The organism is Mycobacterium sp. 2YAF39 (assembly GCF_052114565.1).
Lineage (GTDB): Bacteria > Actinomycetota > Actinomycetes > Mycobacteriales > Mycobacteriaceae > Mycobacterium.
Map to the genome: position 1 here is coordinate 215,755 of NZ_JBFREZ010000008.1, position 19,093 is coordinate 234,847.

Consider the following 19,093-nt stretch of genomic DNA (forward strand, 5'->3'; position numbering starts at 1 on the left):
GGGTTGGTCCGTATGCCCAACCCCTTCAACGACTGGGCGCGGATGTACGGCGCCAACAAGCAGTACCTGGAGTCGCAGGGCCGCCCGTCGTCGTTCTTCGGCCAGATCGGAGACATCCCCAACCGCATTCACGAGGCGGCCGATGCCAGCGAGATCGGCATCAAGATGATGCGTCACGCGCAACTGACGAACGGTGGTGGGCTGCCCGCCACCGTCACCGTCGAAGGTGTCTGGACGGTCGGCTCCTACATGAACGTGTCGCCGGTCCTGCGGATCCAGGCACGGGTGCAGCGCGAGGACGGCACCCCGGCCTACGGGGCGGTCTTCGATGAGGTCGTCGCGCAGATGCATACCGCACGGGTGCAACTGGGCATGACGCTCGCGGTGTACGTCGATCCGCAGAATCCCGTCGATATGGCGATCGACTGGATCCGTACTGGGCAGCTCGGTCCGCCACCGCCCGGTTCGACACCGGGTGCGGGGGAGCCGGGGGCGCGCCAGATCTAGCGGCCGGCGTCCAGCAGGATGCGTAGCAGGTCGTCCGGGTTGTCGCGCATCAGGTTGTGCGCGCCGTCGAGTTCGTGAACGTGCCAGTGCGGATCGTCTTTGACGCGTTCGTACGACGGACGCAGTGGTGAGTCGCCCGGCCACTTCAGCGCGTAGACGAAGTCCCGGCGGCGGAACCGGTCCAGCCCGCCGGAGAGCTTGACCCGCTGGAGAAACGACGCGAGCGGGTGTGCCGTCGCGCGTGGATCGAAGAACGGCATGGGCGGGACGCCGTATCCGGTGTCGTCGACGTCGAGATACCACTGGCGCTGCTCGTCATTGACGATGTCCCAACATGATTCACCGTCGAACGGAACCACCGCATCCAGATAGACCAGCGCGTCGATGTTTTCGGGAATGCGATCGGCCACACCCGTGATCACCATGCCGCCGTAACTATGGCCGACCAACACGGCATCGCTGACATCGCGCGCCGCCAGTTCGGCGAGCACGTCCTGCATGTGGGTTTCCAGGTTGACCCCGGCGTGGAGCAGGTGCGCCCGCTCGGCGAGTCCGGTCAGCGTGATCGCGATGACCTCGTGCCCGTTGTCGCGCAACGCGGCGGCCAGGTCGTCGAAGCACCACGCGCCATGGCAGGCGCCGGGGATCAGTACGTAGGTCGTCATAGCTCCACGGTGCGCGAGCCGTAACCATAAGTCCAATACTGATTCAGCACTGAAACTATAAGCTCTGCTTATGGAACTACGGCAGCTGGAGTACTTCGTCGCCGTCGCCGAGGAGGCCAACTTCACCCGCGCTGCCGAGCGGGTTCACGTCGCTCAACCGGCGGTCAGCGCCCAGATGGCCAAGCTGGAGCGAGAACTCGGGCAGCCACTGCTGGACAGGACCAGGCGGGAGGTGCGGCTGACGGCCGCGGGGACCGCTGCGCTGCCGTTCGCGCGAGAGGCGTTGCGGGCGGTCGCCGACCTGCGCACCGCCGTCGACGAGGTGGGCGATCTGGTTCGCGGATCGGTGTCTATCGGCACGGTCACCGCGCACAACACCGACATGCCTGCGCTGTTGGCCGAGTTCCACCGTGCGCATCCGGCGGTCGAGATCACACTCGGCGCCGATGACTCGGACGCGCTCATCGACGGCGTGCTGTCCGGACGGCTCGACCTGGCGATCGCGTCCATCGCTTCGGACGCGGCGCCCGAAGGCCTCGATATCGAGGTGATCGCCGACGAGGCCCTGGAGGTGGTGGTCGCCGCCGACGACTCGTGGTGCCGCCAGTCGTCTCTGTCGCTGGCGATGCTCGCGCGGCGGCCGTTGATCGCGCTGCCCGTCGGCACCGGAATCCGCCGTCGGCTCGACGTTGCGTGCGCCGCAGCGGGAGTCTCGATCAAGGTCGCTTTCGAGGCGGGTACGCCCGACGAGCTGGCCGACCTGGCCGGGCGGGGGTTCGGGCCCGCGGTCGTGCCTCAGCTGGTGGCTCGGGCACGCACCGATCTGCACCGGATCCCCATCTCCCCGGAGCTGCGGGGACGGCTGGCGCTGGTGTGGCGTTCGTCGGGACCGATCAGTCCCGCGGCCAGGGCCCTGATCGACCTCGCCCGCAAGCACGTGCGTGTCAGCGCCCGTGCATAGAGTAGGGCCGTGACCGCAAGCGCAACCACCGAGAAGGCCACCGAAAAGCCGACATTGATGCTGCTGGACGGCAATTCGCTGGCCTTCCGGGCGTTTTACGCGCTGCCCGCCGAGAACTTCAAGACCCAGGGTGGCCTGACCACCAATGCGGTGTACGGATTCACCGCGATGCTGATCAACCTGCTGCGTGACGAGCAGCCCACCCATATCGCGGCCGCGTTCGACGTCTCCAGGCAGACGTTCCGCAAGGAGAAATACCCGGAGTACAAGGAGGGGCGGTCGGCCACCCCCGACGAGTTCCGCGGCCAGATCGACATCACCAAGGAGGTTCTCGGCGCCCTCGGCATCACGGTGCTGGCCGAGGCCGGGTTCGAGGCCGACGACATCATCGCGACGCTCGCGACGCAGGCCGAGAATGAGGGGCACCGGGTTCTGGTGGTGACCGGCGATCGGGACGCGCTGCAACTGGTCAGCGACGACGTCACCGTGCTTTACCCGCGCAAGGGCGTCAGCGAGCTGACCCGGTTCACCCCCGAGGCTGTGCTGGAGAAGTACGGGCTCACCCCGCGCCAGTATCCCGACTTCGCGGCCCTGCGCGGCGACCCGAGCGACAACCTCCCCGGTATCCCGGGAGTCGGGGAGAAGACGGCCACCAAATGGATCGCCGAATACGGGTCGTTGCAGGCTCTGGTCGACCAGGTGGACACCGTGAAAGGCAAGGTCGGCGACGCGCTTCGCGCGAATCTGTCGTCCGTCGTGCTCAACCGCGAACTCACCGAACTGGTCAAGGACGTGCCACTGGCACAGACGCCCGACACGTTGCGGATGCTGCCCTGGGATCGCGACCAGATCCATCGCCTCTTCGACGACCTCGAGTTCCGGGTGCTGCGTGACAGGCTGTTCGACACGCTGGCCTCCGCCGACCCCGAGGTCGACCAGGGCTTCGACGTTCGCGGCGGAGCGCTCGAGTCCGGTGAACTGGCCGCCTGGCTGTCCGAACACGGATCCGGCAAGAGGTTCGGGATGGCTGTTGTGGGAACGCATTTGGCGTTCGACGCCGACGCCACCGCATTGGCGATCGTTGCCTCCGACGGGGACGGTCGCTACCTCGACACCGCCACCCTGCACGCCGACGACGAGACCGCGCTCGCGGCGTTTCTGGCCGATCCGAATCAGCCGAAGGCGCTGCACGAGGCCAAGTTGGCCATGCACGACCTGGAGGGCCGTGGCTGGAAGCTCGCCGGCGTCACCTCCGACACCGCCCTGGCCGCCTACCTGGTACGGCCCGGTCAGCGTAGCTTCGCGCTCGACGATCTGTCGCTGCGCTACCTGAAGAGGGAACTGCGCGCGGATAATCCTGAGCAGCAACAACTTTCCCTGCTCGATGACAGCGACGGCGTCGACGACCAGGCGGTCCAGACGGTCCTGCTTCGCGCGAGCGCGGTGATGGACCTCGCCGACGCGCTCGACGAGGAACTGGCACGCATCGACTCGTCGTCGCTGCTGGACGGTATGGAGCTGCCGGTCCAGCGCGCGCTCGCCGAGATGGAGTCCGCGGGCATCGCCGTCGACCTCGAATTGCTCTCCCAGCTGCAGAGTGAATTCGCCGATCTCATCCGCGACGCCGCCGAATCGGCGTTCGGGGTGATCGGCAAGCAGATCAATCTCGGTTCGCCCAAACAACTTCAGGTCGTGTTGTTCGACGAACTGGAGATGCCGAAAACCAAACGCACCAAGACCGGATACACCACCGACGCGGATGCGCTTCAGTCGCTCTTCGACAAGACCGGGCATCCGTTCCTGCAGCATCTGCTTGCGCACCGCGATGCCACCCGGCTCAAGGTCACCGTCGACGGGCTGCTGAACTCGGTGGGTTCCGACGGTCGCATCCACACGACGTTCAATCAGACCATTGCCGCGACCGGCAGGCTGTCGTCGACCGAGCCGAACCTGCAGAACATCCCGATCCGCACCGAAGCGGGCCGGCGGATCCGCGACGGGTTCGTCGTCGGCAAGGGTTACGCCGAGCTCATGACGGCGGACTACAGCCAGATCGAGATGCGGATCATGGCGCATCTCTCGCGGGACGAGGGCCTCATCGAGGCGTTCAACACCGGCGAGGATCTGCACTCGTTCGTGGCGTCGCGCGCGTTCGGCGTGCCGATCGACGAGGTCACTGCGGAGCTGCGGCGCCGGGTGAAGGCGATGTCCTACGGGCTGGCCTACGGACTGAGCGCATACGGTCTGGCCGCGCAGCTGAAGATCAGCACCGAGGAAGCCAAAGAACAGATGGAGCAGTACTTCGATCGGTTCGGCGGCATCCGCGACTACCTGCGCGACGTCGTCGACCAGGCGCGCAAGGACGGTTACACGTCGACGGTGTTCGGCAGGCGCCGCTATCTGCCGGAGCTGGACAGCAGCAACCGCAACGTGCGCGAGGCCGCCGAGCGGGCCGCGCTCAATGCACCGATCCAGGGCAGCGCGGCCGACATCATCAAGGTGGCGATGATCCACGTCGACGCGGCGCTCAAGGACGCGGGGCTGAAGTCACGCATGCTGTTGCAGGTTCACGACGAGCTGCTTTTCGAGGTCGCCGAGGGTGAGCGCGACGCGGTCGAGAAACTGGTGCGCGACAAGATGGGCAACGCGTACCCACTCGATGTACCCCTCGAGGTGTCGGTCGGCTACGGCCGCAGCTGGGACACCGCCGCCCACTAGTCAGCGCGCGTCGGCGGCGAGGCCGAGGCCCAACGCCATCAGTGCGGCGCCCATCACGCGCTCGATGCGGCGACGAATGTGCGCTCGGCCCAACACTTCTCGTGCCCTCGACGCCGCCAGCACCACGCCAGCACACCATGCGGTGTCGATGACAAGTTGGATGGCGGCCAGCACCAACAGGGTCGGCAGCACCGTGCCGCTGGACGGAAGGAATTGCGGCAGCACCACGATTCCGAACGCGGCCGCCTTCGGATTGGCGGCGATGGAGAGCAGCGCCGCGCGGAATGCCGCGGCTGGGTTCCTACCGCGCGGCGGCAACGGCACCTCGATCTCGGCGGGACGATTCGCGTTGCGCCAGGCGCTGACCCCGAGCCAGATCAGGATTCCCGCGCCGACGATGTGCAAAGCCAGCGACAACGCCCGATTGGCCATCAGCAGTACCGACAATCCCGCGCCACCGGCCAGGGTCCACGCGAGAATCCCTATCTCGTTGCCTGCGACGGCCGCCAGACCCGCCGCACGCCCGTCGCGGATCGAGCGGTGCAAGAACAGCGCTGTCGCCGGTCCGGGGAGCGCGGCGAGTATCACGCATGCGATCAGGAACGCGGGCATGACGTCGATCAGATGCTGCACCTGCATGCGAAAAGTATCTCCGAGCCGGCAAGCCGTTTACTTGACCGGCGGAGCCGCAAACCCGGCGAGTCCCTGCAGTGCCGGCGCGGCCATCCGGGCGGAGTGGACCGCATACGCCTCCTCGGTCTGCATCGCATACACCCGCTCATCGCCGAAGCCACGATCGATGCGGTCGCGCACGAAGGCCAGCTCCACGACCTGGGCGGCGAATTTCTTCACGGCCTTGCGGGCCGGTTTTCCGCCGACGCGTTGTGCGTGACCGATCGCCAGCTTGCGGTTCTTGATCGAATTGAGCCACGTCGCCTCGCTCGGCGTGACGAGCTGGGCGGCCACCATGCCCGGCAGCTTCTCGGCGACGATCCGCTGCTCCCTCTTGCGGCTGCGGATCCCGAGCACGATCGCGAACACGAAGACCGGAACCATCCAGAAGAAGTAGACCGCGAAGTAAGTCTCCGGCCCGATCACCGACGATCCGTTCCACAGACCGTGCATGATCACCGCACCGACGTACCCGAGCAGGATGCAACCGACCTTGGTGAGCGGATTGCGGCTCTTGATGGCGAACCAGACGCCGATTCCGAACATCGTCGTGAACAGCGAATGCGCGAACGGCCCCATGATCAGGCGGATGGCGGCCGTCAGCAAGGAGTCGCCGAGCGACTCGCCACCCGCGATGTAGAGGATGTCCTCCAACCAGGCGAAACCGGCGCCGACGAGCCCGGCGTACACCAGGCAGTCGGTCAGTGAATTGAGTTCGTTGCGCCGCCGCCCAGTCATCATGAGCAGCAGGAACGCGCCCTTGGCCGCCTCTTCGATGATCGGTGCGCCGATCGCGACGGACACCCAGCTGCCGTCCTGCGACCCGCCCTGCGTGATCAATGCATCGATGATGAGACCGAGGATCACCGCCAGGACGACCGCGACTGAGGCTCCCCAGAGAAACGCGAACACCAGCAGACGCGGTGGCTCCGGCTCCCAGCGATCGAGCCAGAGGTAGGCGAAAACGACCACCGCGATGGCCACGCCGGAAAGTACGAACCCGACGGAAGCTCCCACCGGGTTGAGGGCGGTCAGGGCGATGACGATCAGGCCCGCGATGATGCCCAGCAGAATGAGCACGCCCAGCGGGGCGCCGACCTGGCGAATTCGCTTAGGCAATCCGACAACAGGAAAGGATGGATGCGCCTGCGGTGGCACCGCGGGAAACGACATTCCAGCAGGTTAGTTGAGGCAGGTCAGTCGAGGATGACGAGCACCGCCGCCTGTCGGCGCGCCGCGTCGGCATAGAGCCGGCGCAGCTGGTCGAACGATGCCTGAAGCGTCTCCGGCCAGCCGGGGTCTGCGGCGAAGCCCCCTGGCGCGACGCCTTGGGCGTCGAGTTCGGCGCCGTCGTAACGGTCGACGATGAGGTTCCGGTCAAAGGCGTCCAGCGCCCGGTTGATCTCGGCGACCCGCTCGGGATCGTTGACCGTCGGTGAATCGGGTTCGATTTCCCGGTGTCCGAGCACTGCGCTGATCAACGGATCGTCGTAGTCCTCGGCGTCACCGCCGGGCCCTGCCAGCAGATGGGCGAGCGCCGAGAAGGTATTCGTCAGATCGATCTCTGGAGCCGGACCGTCGGAGGTAGCGAGCTCTGTCAGCGCATTGCCTGGGCTTTCGTCGGCCAGCGCCGTGTTGAGGTCGGCCGCGCTCACCGCGCGATACCGGGCATATTCGAACATGTCATCACGTATGCCCACGCGGCGCCCGCCTCTAGCACGAACTTGTCGACCGCGTTGGGGGAGACCGAGTTTGTCCAGCAAGTACCCAGTCGAGTAATCTCTACGGGTACCTGTCTGTGGTTTTTCGATCGCTTCTACGGCGGGTAACACCCTTAACAACTGTCCCTACGACCCAACCTGTCCGGAGCAACCCACCACATGCCAAGTCCCTCCGTCACCTCGCCGCAAGTAGCCGTCAACGACATCGGCTCGGCCGAGGACTTTCTCGCCGCCATCGACAAAACAATCAAGTACTTCAACGATGGCGACATCGTCGAGGGCACCATCGTCAAGGTTGACCGTGACGAAGTCCTGCTCGACATCGGTTACAAGACCGAAGGCGTCATTCCTTCCCGTGAGCTCTCCATCAAGCACGACGTGGACCCCAACGAGGTCGTATCCGTCGGCGATGAGGTCGAAGCCCTGGTCCTCACCAAGGAGGACAAGGAAGGCCGCCTTATCCTGTCCAAGAAGCGCGCTCAGTATGAGCGGGCCTGGGGCACCATCGAAGAGCTCAAGGAAAAAGACGAGGCCGTCAAGGGCACCGTCATCGAGGTCGTCAAGGGCGGCCTGATCCTCGACATCGGCCTGCGCGGCTTCCTGCCCGCGTCGCTGGTCGAGATGCGTCGTGTCCGCGATCTTCAGCCGTACATCGGCAAGGAGATCGAGGCCAAGATCATCGAGCTCGACAAGAACCGCAACAACGTGGTGCTGAGCCGCCGCGCATGGCTGGAGCAGACCCAGTCCGAGGTGCGCAGCGAGTTCCTCAACCAGCTCCAGAAGGGCGCCATCCGCAAGGGTGTCGTGTCCTCGATCGTCAACTTCGGCGCGTTCGTCGATCTCGGCGGCGTCGACGGCCTGGTGCACGTTTCCGAGCTGTCCTGGAAGCACATCGACCACCCGTCCGAGGTGGTCACGGTCGGCGACGAGGTCACCGTCGAGGTGCTCGACGTCGACATGGACCGCGAGCGGGTTTCGCTGTCGCTCAAGGCGACTCAGGAAGACCCGTGGCGCCACTTCGCCCGCACCCATGCGATCGGCCAGATCGTGCCGGGCAAGGTCACCAAGCTGGTGCCGTTCGGCGCGTTCGTCCGTGTCGAGGAGGGCATCGAGGGTCTGGTGCACATCTCCGAGCTGTCCGAGCGCCACGTCGAGGTCCCGGACCAGGTGGTTCAGGTCGGCGACGACGCGATGGTCAAGGTCATCGACATCGACCTGGAGCGTCGCCGCATCTCGCTGAGCCTCAAGCAGGCCAACGAGGACTACACCGAGGAGTTCGACCCGTCGAAGTACGGCATGGCCGACAGCTACGACGAGCAGGGCAACTACATCTTCCCCGAGGGCTTCGACGCCGAGACCAACGAATGGCTCGAGGGCTTCGACACCCAGCGCACCGAGTGGGAGTCGCGATACGCGGAGGCGGAGCGTCGCCACAAGATGCACACCGCGCAGATGGAGAAGTTCGCTGCGGCCGAAGCCGAAGAAGCGGCCCGGCCGTCCTCGCCGGCCAACGGCTCGTCGCGTTCCGAGGAGCCGCAGTCGGCAGGCGGGTCACTGGCCAGCGATGCCCAGCTCGCAGCGCTGCGGGAGAAGCTCGCCGGTAACGCGTAACACGTTCACTACGAACGAACGCCCCGACTCACACGAGTCGGGGCGTTCGTCGTCTCGGGGTCCTGACAGACTGGTGCGGTGCTGCGCATTGGTCTGTCCGGCGGTATCGGTGCCGGAAAGTCGACCGTCTCCTCCACATTCAGTGACCTCGGCGGGATAGTCGTCGACGGCGACGTGATCGCCCGCGAGGTCGTAGAACCCGGGACCGAGGGACTGGCCAAGCTGGTCGACGCGTTCGGCGAAGACATCCTGGCCGACGACGGCTCGCTGAATCGGCCCGCGTTGGCGGCCATCGCCTTCAGCGACGACGAGAAGCGGAAAACCCTGAACGGGATCGTGCATCCGCTGGTGGCTCACCGCCGATCGGAGTTGATCGCCGCTGCGGCCGAGGATGCCGTGATCGTCGAGGACATTCCGCTGCTCGTGGAATCCGGAATGGCGCCGATGTTTCCGTTGGTCGTGATCGTTCACGCCACCGAGGACCTACGCGTGAAGCGCCTGATCGAGTACCGCGGTTTCACCGAGCAGGACGCTCGCGCCCGGATCGCCGCGCAGGCCACCGAGGAACAGCGTCGCGACGTGGCCGATGTGTGGCTGGACAACGCGGGTAGCGCGGGGGAGCTGATCGAGCAGGCGCGGGCGCTGTGGTACTCGCGGATCCTGCCGTTCGCGCACAACGTGGACAACGGTCAACCCGCGCGCACAGAACCGGTTCTGGTGCCTTACAACCCAGCGTGGCCAGACCAGGCGCGTCGAATCGCGGCCCGGCTCAACACCGCGTGCGGGCATCGCGCCGTTCGTATCGACCACATCGGATCGACGGCCGTCCCCGGGGTGGACGCCAAGGACGTGATCGACATGCAGGTGACGGTTTCCTCGCTCGAGGTGGCCGACGAACTGGCCGAGGCGCTGGTTTCGGTGGGATACGTGCACAGGCCGGTCACCGCTGACGTCGGCAAGCCCGATGCCCGCAGCACGGTCGTGGACTTCGATCACAGCGACGATGAATCGTTGTGGCACAAGCGACTTCACTGCTCCGCCGATCCCGGCCGGCCCACCAATGTACATCTCAGGGTCGACGGATGGCCCGGTCAGCAATTCGCCTTGCTGTTCGTCGACTGGTTGCAGGCCAACCCGTCGGTGCAGGCCGACTACCTCGCACTCAAGCGGCGAGTGGCGGCAGAGACGCACGCCGACACCGGCGCATACGCCGATGCCAAGGAACCATGGTTTCTCGACGCGTACCGACGGGCTTGGGAATGGGCGGACACTACGGGGTGGCGGCCGTAGAGATCACGTCGCAGGTGCGGGCTCTGAGGGCGGAGCACCTTCGGGCGGTGCGGCGTTCGGGTCGGCGGGTGCCGCGTCGGGTGCAGGAGCGGCGACATTCGGGATGTCCAGAGGCGCACCGCACTGCAGCGTCCCGTACATGGGATCGTCCTTCACCCGGAAAAACCTCGGCGCGATGAACTGGTCGGCCTGCGCGACGATCTGATCGTCGACCAGGATCTCGCAATGCAGGTTCGATCCGTACGGCCACTGGATCGAGACCTGCATGCCGGCGAGCTTCGGATCGGCGAGAACCGTGTTCACTTCGAACGTCTGGCCGGGCAGCAACGTGGGCTCCGCGCTGTTGACGTTCGAGTCGTCTTGTTTGTAGGCCACCACGGCGCCGCGTGACGTACCGTCGGCCCGCGCGCGGTAGAGGACGTTGTGGAGGACCTCGGGGGACGCAACGGGCGCAGGCGGCAACTCGGTTTCAGTGCCGGCGTCGGGTTGGGCGAGCGCGGTCGCAGGCGACCACAACGTGCCCACGCTGACCGCCGCGGCAGCGGCGAGCGCAAACCACCGGCGCTTGGTAGAACTCATGACAGCCGACTTTACCGGCTTTGCCCATGTCAGAGCCAAGTAGCTGACCTGTGCAGTAGTGATCATCACACCGAAAATCGATCAAGATCGGCCAAGTGTTACCCGACACCCCGCCACGTCAGGACCACACCGTGGCCGGCGAGCCAGCGGTCGAGGTCGTAGTCGTTCCGGGACAGCCCCTCGATCGTCGCAACTGCCGTCTGAACTGCTTGTTCCCCGGTCTCGGGGCTGATCAGGCGATGTCGGACCGCCGTGAGCAGCTCGTCGGTATCGGCCAGCTCCACCCCGGCGCCGGTGCGCACCACCAGATCGAGATAGTGATCCTCGGCCTCCCACACCGTCTCACCCGATGAGTACCGGCCGACGTCGAGGTAGAAGTCCTGGTCGCGTTCATGCCCGGGGTTGAAATGGAACACGGTGACCCGCAGGTGCAACGCAGGCAGCAGCCACGACTCCATGTAGTGGAACTGGACTCGGCCGGGGGTGGGGCGAGCCATGTACAGGCCCCACGGTTGAACGGTGTAGACGTCCACGTCCCGCACGATGCCCTTCGGATCGGTGTTGGTGCGGGCCGACAGGTCGAACGTCTCGTGCTTGGGAGGGTGGATGCGATCAGCCTACGTCCGCCCAGCGCAGGGCAGCGGAACAGAACATGTCGGTCCGGGGTTCTACCCTGGTGAATATGGCTTTCGCTACCGAACACCCCGTGCTGGCGGTCTCGGAATACCGTCCCGTCGACTCGGTCGTGCGTGCAGGCGGCCGGTTCGAGGTCGTCAGCGAGCACCAGCCGGCCGGCGATCAGCCGACCGCGATCGCGGAATTGGAGCGCCGGATTGAGGCGGGGGAGCGCGACGTGGTGCTGCTGGGCGCCACGGGCACCGGTAAGTCGGCGACGACGGCGTGGCTCATCGAGCGGCTGCAGCGGCCGACCCTGGTGATGGCGCCCAACAAGACGCTTGCCGCACAGCTCGCCAATGAGTTGCGGGAGATGTTGCCGCACAACGCTGTTGAGTATTTCGTCTCGTACTACGACTACTACCAGCCCGAGGCGTACATCGCCCAGACGGACACGTACATCGAGAAGGACAGCTCGATCAACGACGACGTGGAGAGATTGCGCCACTCGGCGACGTCGAGCCTGTTGTCGCGGCGCGACGTGGTCGTGGTCGCCTCGGTGTCGTGCATCTACGGTCTTGGCACCCCGCAGTCCTATCTCGACCGGTCGGTGGAGCTCAACGTCGGCGACGAGGTCCCTCGGGACGGGTTGCTGCGGCTGCTCGTCGACGTGCAGTACACCCGCAATGACATGGCCTTCACCCGCGGCTCCTTCCGGGTGCGCGGCGACACCGTCGAGATCATCCCGTCCTACGAGGAGCTCGCAGTCCGGATCGAGTACTTCGGCGACGAGATCGAGGCGCTCTATTACATGCATCCGCTGACCGGTGACGTGGTGCGCAAGGTCGACTCGCTGCGGGTGTTCCCCGCGACGCATTACGTGGCCGGGCCGGAGCGGATGGCGCACGCGATCTCCACGATCGAGCAGGAACTCGAGGAACGGCTGGCTGAACTCGAAGGCCAGGGCAAGCTGCTGGAGGCGCAGCGGCTGCGCATGCGCACCAACTATGACGTCGAGATGATGCGGCAGGTCGGGTTCTGCTCGGGCATCGAGAACTACTCACGCCACATCGACGCACGCCCGCCGGGTTCGGCGCCGGCGACGCTGCTGGACTACTTCCCGGAAGACTTCCTGCTGGTGATCGACGAGTCGCATGTGACCGTGCCGCAGATCGGCGGCATGTACGAGGGCGACATGTCCCGCAAGCGCAACCTGGTCGACTTCGGTTTCCGGCTGCCATCGGCGGTCGACAACCGGCCATTGACGTGGGAAGAGTTCGCCGACCGCATCGGCCAGACGGTGTATCTGTCGGCGACGCCCGGCCCGTACGAGCTGAGCCAGTCCGCCGGTGAGTTCGTCGAGCAGGTGATTCGCCCGACCGGCCTCGTCGATCCGCAGGTCGTGGTCAAGCCGACGAAGGGTCAGATCGACGACCTCATCGGCGAGATACGTCAGCGCACCCAGCGCGACGAGCGGGTGCTGGTCACCACGCTGACCAAGAAGATGGCCGAGGACCTCACCGACTATCTGCTTGAGATGGGCATCAGGGTGCGGTATCTGCACTCGGAGGTCGACACGTTGCGCCGGGTCGAACTCCTGCGCCAGCTCAGGCTGGGTGACTACGACGTGCTGGTCGGCATCAACCTGCTCCGCGAGGGTCTCGACCTTCCGGAGGTGTCGCTGGTCTCGATCCTGGACGCCGACAAGGAAGGCTTCCTGCGGTCGGCGCGCAGCCTGATCCAGACCATCGGGCGCGCCGCGCGCAACGTGTCGGGCGAGGTACACATGTATGCCGACAAGATCACCGATTCGATGCGGGAAGCGATCGACGAGACCGATCGGCGCCGGGCCAAGCAGGTCGCCTACAACACCGAACACGGCATCGATCCGCAGCCGTTGCGCAAGAAGATCGCCGACATCCTCGACCAGGTCTATCGCGAGGCCGACGATGTCGAGGTCGGCGGGTCGGGCCGTAACGCATCGCGTGGGCGTCGTGCACAGGGCGAGCCGGGCCGTGCCGTGAGCGCAGGCATCATCGAAGGCCGGGACACCACCAACATGCCGCGGGCAGAGTTGGCGGACCTGATCAGGGACTTGACGGAGCAGATGATGGCCGCCGCCCGCGATCTGCAGTTCGAGTTGGCCGCGCGCATCCGCGACGAGGTTCACGATCTGAAGAAGGAACTGCGCGGTATGGATGCCGCGGGTTTGAAATAACTTGACCTCAATAGCGGTTGAGCTCTTAGCGTGAGCGGCGTGACCGTAACCGCAACGACTGCCTCCGGCGGCTGGCGCGAGCTGTTGGGCCCGAAGCACCTGGGGGCCTCGACAGTATTGGCCGGCGGTGTTGCGCTGTACGCCACCAACGAGTTCCTCACCATCAGCCTGCTGCCGAGCACGGTCGCTGATATCGGCGGGCAGCGCCTCTACGTCTGGGTCACCACGGTGTACCTCGTCGCGTCGGTGGTGGCGGCGACCACCGTCAGCTCCGTGCTGGCGCGGGTCGGGCCTCGGTGGGCCTACCTTTCTGGCCTCGCGGTGTTCGGCGCGGGCAGCCTGTTCTGCGCACTGGCGCCGACGATGGAGCTGCTTCTGGTCGGCCGCGTGGTCCAGGGTTCGGCGGGCGGACTGCTCGCGGGGCTCGGCTACGCGGTGATCAACTCGACGCTGCCGCAGTCCCTGTGGACCAAGGCGTCGGCCCTCGTGTCGGCGATGTGGGGCGTCGGGACCTTGATCGGTCCCGCGGCGGGCGGCCTGTTCGCGCAATACGGTTCCTGGCGTTGGGCATTCGGCGTCCTCGTCGCGTTGGCGGTGGCCATCGCCGTGCTGGTGCCGTTCGCGTTGCCTGCCCGAACCGGCATTCCGCCTGCGCGTGACCGGATCCCGGTGTGGTCACTGTTGCTGCTCGGTTCGGCGGCATTGTCGATCAGCGTCGCGGGTGTGCCGCGCAACGTGGCCTGGACCTTCGCTCTGGTGGTGTTGGGGGCGGGTCTGGTCGGTGTGTTCCTGATCGTCGATCGCCGTGCGAGCGCTGCGGTCTTGCCACCCACGGCCTTTCGGCCCGGTCCACTGAAGTGGGTCTATCTCACTCTCGGCATGTTGATGGCCGCGACGATGGTCGATCTGTACGTGCCGTTCTTCGGCCAGCGGCTGGCGCACCTGGCACCCGTCGCGGCGGGCTTCCTCGGCGTGGCACTGGCGGTCGGATGGACGATGAGCGAGATCGCCAGCGCATCCGCCACGAGGACCAAGGCGGTGGTGCGCATCGTGGCCGTCGCGCCTCTGGTGATGGCCGTGGGCCTGGCGCTTGCGGCGGTCAGTCAGTTCGAGGATGCGTCGGGCCTGCTGATCGCGGTCTGGGTGGGCGCGCTGGCGTTGACGGGCATGGGAGTCGGCATGGCGTGGCCACATCTGTCCGCGTGGGCGATGGGGTGCGTCGACGACGTGAGCGAGGGTGGTCGTGCGGCGGCGGCGATCAACACCGTGCAGCTGATCTTCGGAGCCTTCGGTGCCGGGCTGGCGGGCATCGTCGTCAACGCCACCGATCGCGGGGATGCGACGGCGGCACGCTGGATGTTCGCGACGTTCGCGGTGCTGGCCGTCGTCGGGCTCGTCGCCTCGACGAGGAGTGGTCGTCGGACGCAGTCATAGGACGGGAAGCAGCTGTCGCAGAATGGCTGCCGACGTTGCCGATGCCTGCTCGACGAATGCGGTGAAGTCGAACAGCGCGTTGCCCCCTGCGAGGTCGGACAACGCTCGGATGACCAGCCAGGGGAGACCGAACGCCTCGCAGACCTGGGCGACCGCGCCGCCTTCCATCTCTATCGCCTGGCCGCCGAGCTCGGAGAGCAGCCACGCCCGGGTGCTGTCGCAGTTCAGGTACTGATCGCCGGAAAGGACTGTGCCGTAGACGATTTGGCTTGGCAGCGTGACGTCGGCGAGGCGTTCCTTCACTCTGGCAAGCAGTCCCGGGTCCACCGGGTAGCCGAGGCGGTCACTGGGGTTGATGATCGGTGCGTGCCCCGGCTGATAGGGGCGGATCTTCTCGTTTTCGAGCACACCGGCATCGTGCTGAATGATCCGGTCGGCGACGACGACATCACCGATCGACAGCGCCGGATCGAGCCCGCCCGCCACGCCGGAGAAAACGATTGTGCGGCAACCGAACCGGTCGGCCAGAAGGGTGGTGACGATCGCGGCGTTGACCTTGCCCATGCCGGACCCGGCAAGAACCACGTCGTGGCCGTCGAGAACTCCGGTGACGAACCGCGTGTGTGCCAGCGCCTCGGCGTGGGTTTCCGACAGGTCACTCTGAAGAGCGGCGAGTTCCTGTGGGACGGCGCAGATGAGTCCGATGGTCACAGTGCATTGTGACCCAACGTCGCCTCACAGGCCATGAGCGGCTTTGAGGATCTGACCGGCCCTGGCGATGATCGACGCGTCAGCGATCCGAAGCCCCTCGATTTCATGAACTTTCAAGTTGTTGTCCGCGACCGGCATATCGTCGTGGCCCATCCTCGCCGTGCCCGATTGATGCTGGAACCGCCGCGGCTGTCGCCCAACTGCGGTTCCGGCCAGGGGTAAGACTGGTGGCGCGCGGCTAGTCGGGGTCGTCGTCGTATTGGTGGATCCCGATCACGCCCGCGATTCCCGCCAGGACCACCGGCGCGTTCACGATCCCTCTGCCCGACAGTGTCAGCAACACGCCGGCCTGGCCCGCGCCTGTGGCCTCCGCGGTGTCGTTCGCGAGGTCGGTGAGTTGCCATTGCCGCCGCTCACACGCCTGCAGGAGGCGGGTCATGACACCCTGGCCCTCCTCGTAGCTGACGTGCATGGTGACCGATCCGCTCAACCGGGACGCGAGCCAGCGCGCCAGTGGCAGGAAGCCGACGATGACGAGGAAGTGCATCGCGGTCACGGTGACGGCCAGCAGCAGTAGACCTGCACCTGCCGCCATACCGATGGCGGCGGACTCCCAGACCGCGGCCGCCGTAGTCAGACCGTGCACCGAGCCGCGCCGGAAGATGATGATGCCCGCGCCGAGAAAGCCGATCCCCGAGACGATCTGGGCGGCGACACGGGACGGGTCGACTTCGACGAGTCCAACCTGCAGGACGTCGTTGAAGCCGTACTTACTGACCAGCAGGATCAGGGCCGACGCTGTGCCGACAATCGTCTGCGTCCGCACGCCTGCGCTCTTGCCGTGAAGTTCGCGCTCGAGTCCGATCAGCGCTGTGAGCCCGAACGCGACGAACAACTCGACGATCTGGCGGGTGCCCTGGCCAGGACCGCCGAAGAACGGCGGATCGGCGGCCAGCCAGAGGTCCATGCGACCAAATTAACCCCGGGGCGAGGCCGCGAGGACGTTCGGCACGCCGTCGATTCGAGTCACGACGATTCCAAGGGTGGGCCGGTACCTGTCGCCGTGGCAAGGTCGTTTCTGCTGCGGGTGTGGCTGAGTGGCAAGGCACCGGCCTGCAAAGCCGTTTACACGGGTTCGAATCCCGTCACTCGCTCCAGCGTCGTCACCGTCGCAGTTCTTCCTGCGCGTCAGCCCACCGTTGGCGTCGCCATTCCCCCGCATGTGGGCCCTGGCAGGACGGGTTGGCTCCACAGCGATCCTTTGGCGATCGCCCATTTCAACGCTTCGCTCAAACTGCTCACGTACTCCTCTTCGAGAGCGGCGTTGTGCTGGCGTTTGACCCAGGACGGATGCTTTGCGAAATGCAGGCAAGGCACGGTCTTCGAACGGATATTGCGCGGTGCACTGAAGGGCCACGGCACCTTCCGCGCAGTCGGGTAGAAAAACGACAACACACGTTCGGCGTCATCTCCTAGCCCGATAACCAGCCGAGGACGAACGATCTCAAGCTCGCGATAGAGATACGACGAGCAATTCACAATCTCGTGGTTGTGCGACTTGCGGTTGCCGGGCGGATGGCAATGCACCACATTGGTGATGAATGTGTCGGCCTTCTGGCAACCGGCGCGTTCGAAGCTGGTGTTGAGCAGGCTCCCGCTGCCTTCATAAAAGGGCTCCTGCGGCTTCATGCATTGCTCGCATAGGCTCTGACCCACAATCGCCACTGGCGAATCTGGATTGCCCCATCCAGGCGCAGCCTGCGTCACGCCTTCCTTGTTCATGCCTTCGCAGCGCCTGCAAGCTCTGATCTCATCGTCAAGCGAGGCCTTTTGCCGGCGGCGATCGTCTTCCTCGTGGCTCGTCATACGCTTTCCTCCCCATGGTTTTCGCGAGCGCGCTTCACCCGGTTGCACGGCTCACGCCGAGCGTATGGCCGAACACCGACACCGAGTTGCGCTCAGTACGGGCTACCCCAATCGGTCCGACGCCTAGTATTTCGGGGTGGCCAAGCTGGAACTGTCCCGTGATCTGTCGTTGAGCCCTGAGGAAGCGTGGGTGCACGTATCTGACCTGTCCTCGCTCGGTGACTGGTTGCAGATGCACGAGGGCTGGCGCAGCGAGCTGCCGTCGGACCTGGAGGTGGGAACAACGATCGTCGGCGTGGCGGGCGCGAAGGGTATGCGCAACCGCGTCACCTGGACCATCCGCGAGTTCGACCCGCCGCGGTTGATCGGCATCACCGGTGACGGCGTCGGCGGGACAAAATACGCGCTGAAAATGTCGGTCAAGCCGACGAAGTCGGGCTGCGCGTTCACGGTCAAGATCGACCTCGGCGGTGCGCCGCTGTTCGGGCCCATCGGCGCTGTGGCGGCACGGGCCGTGAAGGGCGACATCGACCGTTCGATCAAGAAGTTCGAGTCGCTCTACGCCTGATGCCTGAGCGCATCGAAAATCTCTCGGTAGTGCAGATGCGCGACGAAGTGTCCGCCGTCGCGAACATTCAACGTGGCGTTGGGGATTCGCGACGCCAGTCGCTGCGGCCAGCTCGAGTCGACCAACTGATCCTGGTTTCCCGCCCAGACGCCGACCGGAACGTCGAGGTCTTCAGGGGTAAATCCCCACGGCCGCATCCATGCCCGGTATTCCTCCACGACACCGGCCGGTTGGCGCAGCCCTTCGCGTGACATCTGTGCGAAAGCGCCGAACCCTTCGCCACGTATGACGGCGCCGTCGGCCGGCCCGAGATCGCGAGCGGCCATGCGGCCGTACAACGTTGGGGTCACGCGAGGCGCCAGTCCCATGATCGCGAACCACTGTCGTGCCAGCCATGGTGTGCGTTGCGAGAGGCGGGTGAGGTACCGATCCATCGCGGGCAGCTGGTCGAATACCCCGGATTCGGTCAGCGGCAGCGCTCCGGCGATGATCGCCACCCGGGTCACCCTGTGGCGCAGGAAGTGTCCGATGGCCGCCGCGTACTGGCCGCCCATCGACCAGCCCATCGTGGCGAACCGATTGACACCGATGCCGTCGATCAACTCTTCGACATCGTGTGCCCAGTCCGCCATGGTGCGCCCCGGGGAAGGATCTGACAGCCCGACACCGGGCCGGTCGGGGGAGATCAACCGCACCCCGGCTTCGGTGGCGACGGCATCCGCGGCTTCCACATCGAGGCGGCACGCGAGCCCACCGTGGCAGTTGACGATCGGGAAGCCGTCGGGCTTGCCGTACTGCGCGTAAAACAGCGACCGGCCATCACTCAACCGAGCCGCGGCATCCATGCAGCAGATGATGTCCTACGACACGTGTAGTTCTGCAGCGAATCGCAGATCCGACACGCGTGCCTCGAACGCCTTTTCGCGATGTTCCGGGCGGCCGCGAAGCACCGAGGAC

19 protein-coding genes and 1 tRNA gene are annotated in these 19,093 nt (G+C 65.8%); 9 read left to right on the forward strand and 11 right to left on the reverse strand.

Features of this window, described 5'->3' with window-relative positions:
- Positions 1-12: 12 nt before the first annotated feature.
- Positions 13-507 carry a hypothetical protein gene (locus tag AB4Z42_RS22610; protein ID WP_442011454.1) on the forward strand — a complete coding sequence of 165 codons (495 nt, stop codon included), beginning with the start codon at positions 13-15 and terminating at the stop codon, positions 505-507.
- On the opposite strand, the gene AB4Z42_RS22615 is transcribed toward AB4Z42_RS22610, so the two are convergent.
- Positions 504-1,172, reverse strand: a complete 669-nt coding sequence (locus AB4Z42_RS22615) for an alpha/beta fold hydrolase (RefSeq protein ID WP_442011455.1) — start codon at positions 1,170-1,172, stop codon at positions 504-506. The genes AB4Z42_RS22610 and AB4Z42_RS22615 overlap by 4 nt on opposite strands.
- A 70-nt stretch (positions 1,173-1,242) precedes the next feature.
- On the opposite strand from AB4Z42_RS22615, the gene AB4Z42_RS22620 reads away from it, so the two are divergent.
- Together AB4Z42_RS22620 and polA are read left to right on the forward strand one after the other, a co-directional pair.
- The gene (locus AB4Z42_RS22620) at positions 1,243-2,133 is read left to right on the forward strand and encodes a LysR substrate-binding domain-containing protein (RefSeq protein WP_442011456.1); all 891 of its coding nucleotides are present in this window, start codon (positions 1,243-1,245) and stop codon (positions 2,131-2,133) included.
- Positions 2,134-2,190: 57 nt separating this feature from the next.
- Positions 2,191-4,851, forward strand: coding sequence for a DNA polymerase I (polA, locus tag AB4Z42_RS22625; RefSeq protein WP_442011533.1), 2,661 nt, complete (start codon positions 2,191-2,193; stop codon positions 4,849-4,851).
- Here polA and AB4Z42_RS22630 read toward each other — a convergent pair whose 3' ends face one another.
- The 3 genes from AB4Z42_RS22630 to AB4Z42_RS22640 are packed head-to-tail and all read right to left on the reverse strand — an operon-like array spanning position 4,852 to position 7,205.
- Positions 4,852-5,490, reverse strand: a complete 639-nt coding sequence (locus AB4Z42_RS22630; protein WP_442011457.1) for a LysE family translocator — start codon at positions 5,488-5,490, stop codon at positions 4,852-4,854. It lies immediately after the preceding gene.
- Between the two features lie 30 nt (positions 5,491-5,520).
- Positions 5,521-6,696 (reverse strand): PrsW family intramembrane metalloprotease, encoded by a 1,176-nt coding sequence (locus tag AB4Z42_RS22635; protein WP_442011458.1) that lies wholly within the window; start codon positions 6,694-6,696, stop codon positions 5,521-5,523.
- Between the two features lie 23 nt (positions 6,697-6,719).
- On the reverse strand, positions 6,720-7,205 hold the full coding sequence (locus AB4Z42_RS22640; protein WP_442011459.1) for a DUF1877 family protein: 486 nt from the start codon (positions 7,203-7,205) through the stop codon (positions 6,720-6,722).
- A gap of 198 nt (positions 7,206-7,403) precedes the next feature.
- Between AB4Z42_RS22640 and rpsA the strand changes: the two genes are divergently transcribed.
- A complete protein-coding gene (gene rpsA, locus AB4Z42_RS22645; protein ID WP_442011460.1) occupies positions 7,404-8,855 on the forward strand; it encodes a 30S ribosomal protein S1 in 1,452 nt (483 codons plus the stop codon).
- Positions 8,856-8,933: 78 nt separating this feature from the next.
- Positions 8,934-10,145: a dephospho-CoA kinase gene (gene coaE / locus AB4Z42_RS22650; protein ID WP_442011461.1), complete on the forward strand. Its 1,212-nt coding sequence runs from the start codon at positions 8,934-8,936 to the stop codon at positions 10,143-10,145.
- A gap of 3 nt (positions 10,146-10,148) precedes the next feature.
- Here the strand turns inward: coaE and AB4Z42_RS22655 are convergent, their stop codons facing one another.
- Positions 10,149-10,724, reverse strand: coding sequence for a hypothetical protein (locus AB4Z42_RS22655; protein WP_442011462.1), 576 nt, complete (start codon positions 10,722-10,724; stop codon positions 10,149-10,151).
- Positions 10,725-10,822: 98 nt separating this feature from the next.
- Positions 10,823-11,332, reverse strand: coding sequence for a DUF402 domain-containing protein (locus AB4Z42_RS22660; RefSeq protein ID WP_442011534.1), 510 nt, complete (start codon positions 11,330-11,332; stop codon positions 10,823-10,825).
- Positions 11,333-11,406: 74 nt separating this feature from the next.
- Between AB4Z42_RS22660 and uvrB the strand changes: the two genes are divergently transcribed.
- Both uvrB and AB4Z42_RS22670 read left to right on the forward strand, forming a co-directional pair.
- The gene (gene uvrB, locus AB4Z42_RS22665; protein ID WP_442011463.1) at positions 11,407-13,557 is read left to right on the forward strand and encodes an excinuclease ABC subunit UvrB; all 2,151 of its coding nucleotides are present in this window, start codon (positions 11,407-11,409) and stop codon (positions 13,555-13,557) included.
- Between the two features lie 39 nt (positions 13,558-13,596).
- Positions 13,597-14,991, forward strand: a complete 1,395-nt coding sequence (locus AB4Z42_RS22670; RefSeq protein WP_442011464.1) for an MFS transporter — start codon at positions 13,597-13,599, stop codon at positions 14,989-14,991.
- On the opposite strand, the gene AB4Z42_RS22675 is transcribed toward AB4Z42_RS22670, so the two are convergent.
- From AB4Z42_RS22675 to AB4Z42_RS22685, 3 genes are all read right to left on the reverse strand, one after another.
- Complete coding sequence (locus AB4Z42_RS22675) at positions 14,986-15,702, reverse strand: 5'-methylthioadenosine/adenosylhomocysteine nucleosidase (protein WP_442011465.1); 717 nt, start codon at positions 15,700-15,702, stop codon at positions 14,986-14,988. The genes AB4Z42_RS22670 and AB4Z42_RS22675 overlap by 6 nt on opposite strands.
- A 24-nt stretch (positions 15,703-15,726) precedes the next feature.
- On the reverse strand, positions 15,727-15,855 hold the full coding sequence (locus AB4Z42_RS22680) for a GMC oxidoreductase (protein WP_442011466.1): 129 nt from the start codon (positions 15,853-15,855) through the stop codon (positions 15,727-15,729).
- A gap of 85 nt (positions 15,856-15,940) precedes the next feature.
- The gene (locus AB4Z42_RS22685) at positions 15,941-16,669 is read right to left on the reverse strand and encodes an MgtC/SapB family protein (protein ID WP_442011467.1); all 729 of its coding nucleotides are present in this window, start codon (positions 16,667-16,669) and stop codon (positions 15,941-15,943) included.
- A gap of 116 nt (positions 16,670-16,785) precedes the next feature.
- Between AB4Z42_RS22685 and AB4Z42_RS22690 the strand changes: the two genes are divergently transcribed.
- Positions 16,786-16,859 (forward strand) — tRNA-Cys (locus AB4Z42_RS22690).
- Positions 16,860-16,890: 31 nt separating this feature from the next.
- Here AB4Z42_RS22690 and AB4Z42_RS22695 read toward each other — a convergent pair.
- A complete protein-coding gene (locus AB4Z42_RS22695; RefSeq protein WP_442011468.1) occupies positions 16,891-17,568 on the reverse strand; it encodes a uracil-DNA glycosylase in 678 nt (225 codons plus the stop codon).
- A 136-nt stretch (positions 17,569-17,704) separates the two neighbouring features.
- Here AB4Z42_RS22695 and AB4Z42_RS22700 point away from each other — a divergent pair, with 136 nt between their 5' ends.
- On the forward strand, positions 17,705-18,136 hold the full coding sequence (locus AB4Z42_RS22700) for a type II toxin-antitoxin system Rv0910 family toxin (protein ID WP_442011469.1): 432 nt from the start codon (positions 17,705-17,707) through the stop codon (positions 18,134-18,136).
- On the opposite strand, the gene AB4Z42_RS22705 is transcribed toward AB4Z42_RS22700, so the two are convergent.
- Positions 18,127-18,981 carry an alpha/beta fold hydrolase gene (locus tag AB4Z42_RS22705; RefSeq protein WP_442011470.1) on the reverse strand — a complete coding sequence of 285 codons (855 nt, stop codon included), beginning with the start codon at positions 18,979-18,981 and terminating at the stop codon, positions 18,127-18,129. The two genes, AB4Z42_RS22700 and AB4Z42_RS22705, sit on opposite strands and share 10 nt — an antisense overlap.
- Between the last annotated feature and the right edge of the window lie 112 nt (positions 18,982-19,093).

Excerpts from the sequence above, each read along its gene's own strand:
- AB4Z42_RS22610 (WP_442011454.1), top strand. The coding sequence starts at position 13 with ATGCCCAACCCCTTCAACGACTGGGCGCGGATGTACGGCGCCAACAAG.
- AB4Z42_RS22615 (WP_442011455.1), bottom strand. The coding sequence starts at position 1,172 with ATGACGACCTACGTACTGATCCCCGGCGCCTGCCATGGCGCGTGGTGC.
- AB4Z42_RS22620 (WP_442011456.1), top strand. The coding sequence starts at position 1,243 with ATGGAACTACGGCAGCTGGAGTACTTCGTCGCCGTCGCCGAGGAGGCC.
- polA (WP_442011533.1), top strand. The coding sequence starts at position 2,191 with ATGCTGCTGGACGGCAATTCGCTGGCCTTCCGGGCGTTTTACGCGCTG.
- AB4Z42_RS22630 (WP_442011457.1), bottom strand. The coding sequence starts at position 5,490 with ATGCAGGTGCAGCATCTGATCGACGTCATGCCCGCGTTCCTGATCGCA.
- AB4Z42_RS22635 (WP_442011458.1), bottom strand. The coding sequence starts at position 6,696 with ATGTCGTTTCCCGCGGTGCCACCGCAGGCGCATCCATCCTTTCCTGTT.
- AB4Z42_RS22640 (WP_442011459.1), bottom strand. The coding sequence starts at position 7,205 with ATGTTCGAATATGCCCGGTATCGCGCGGTGAGCGCGGCCGACCTCAAC.
- rpsA (WP_442011460.1), top strand. The coding sequence starts at position 7,404 with ATGCCAAGTCCCTCCGTCACCTCGCCGCAAGTAGCCGTCAACGACATC.
- AB4Z42_RS22655 (WP_442011462.1), bottom strand. The coding sequence starts at position 10,724 with ATGAGTTCTACCAAGCGCCGGTGGTTTGCGCTCGCCGCTGCCGCGGCG.
- uvrB (WP_442011463.1), top strand. The coding sequence starts at position 11,407 with ATGGCTTTCGCTACCGAACACCCCGTGCTGGCGGTCTCGGAATACCGT.
- AB4Z42_RS22680 (WP_442011466.1), bottom strand. The coding sequence starts at position 15,855 with ATGGGCCACGACGATATGCCGGTCGCGGACAACAACTTGAAAGTTCAT.
- AB4Z42_RS22685 (WP_442011467.1), bottom strand. The coding sequence starts at position 16,669 with ATGGACCTCTGGCTGGCCGCCGATCCGCCGTTCTTCGGCGGTCCTGGC.
- AB4Z42_RS22695 (WP_442011468.1), bottom strand. The coding sequence starts at position 17,568 with ATGACGAGCCACGAGGAAGACGATCGCCGCCGGCAAAAGGCCTCGCTT.
- AB4Z42_RS22705 (WP_442011470.1), bottom strand. The coding sequence starts at position 18,981 with ATGGATGCCGCGGCTCGGTTGAGTGATGGCCGGTCGCTGTTTTACGCG.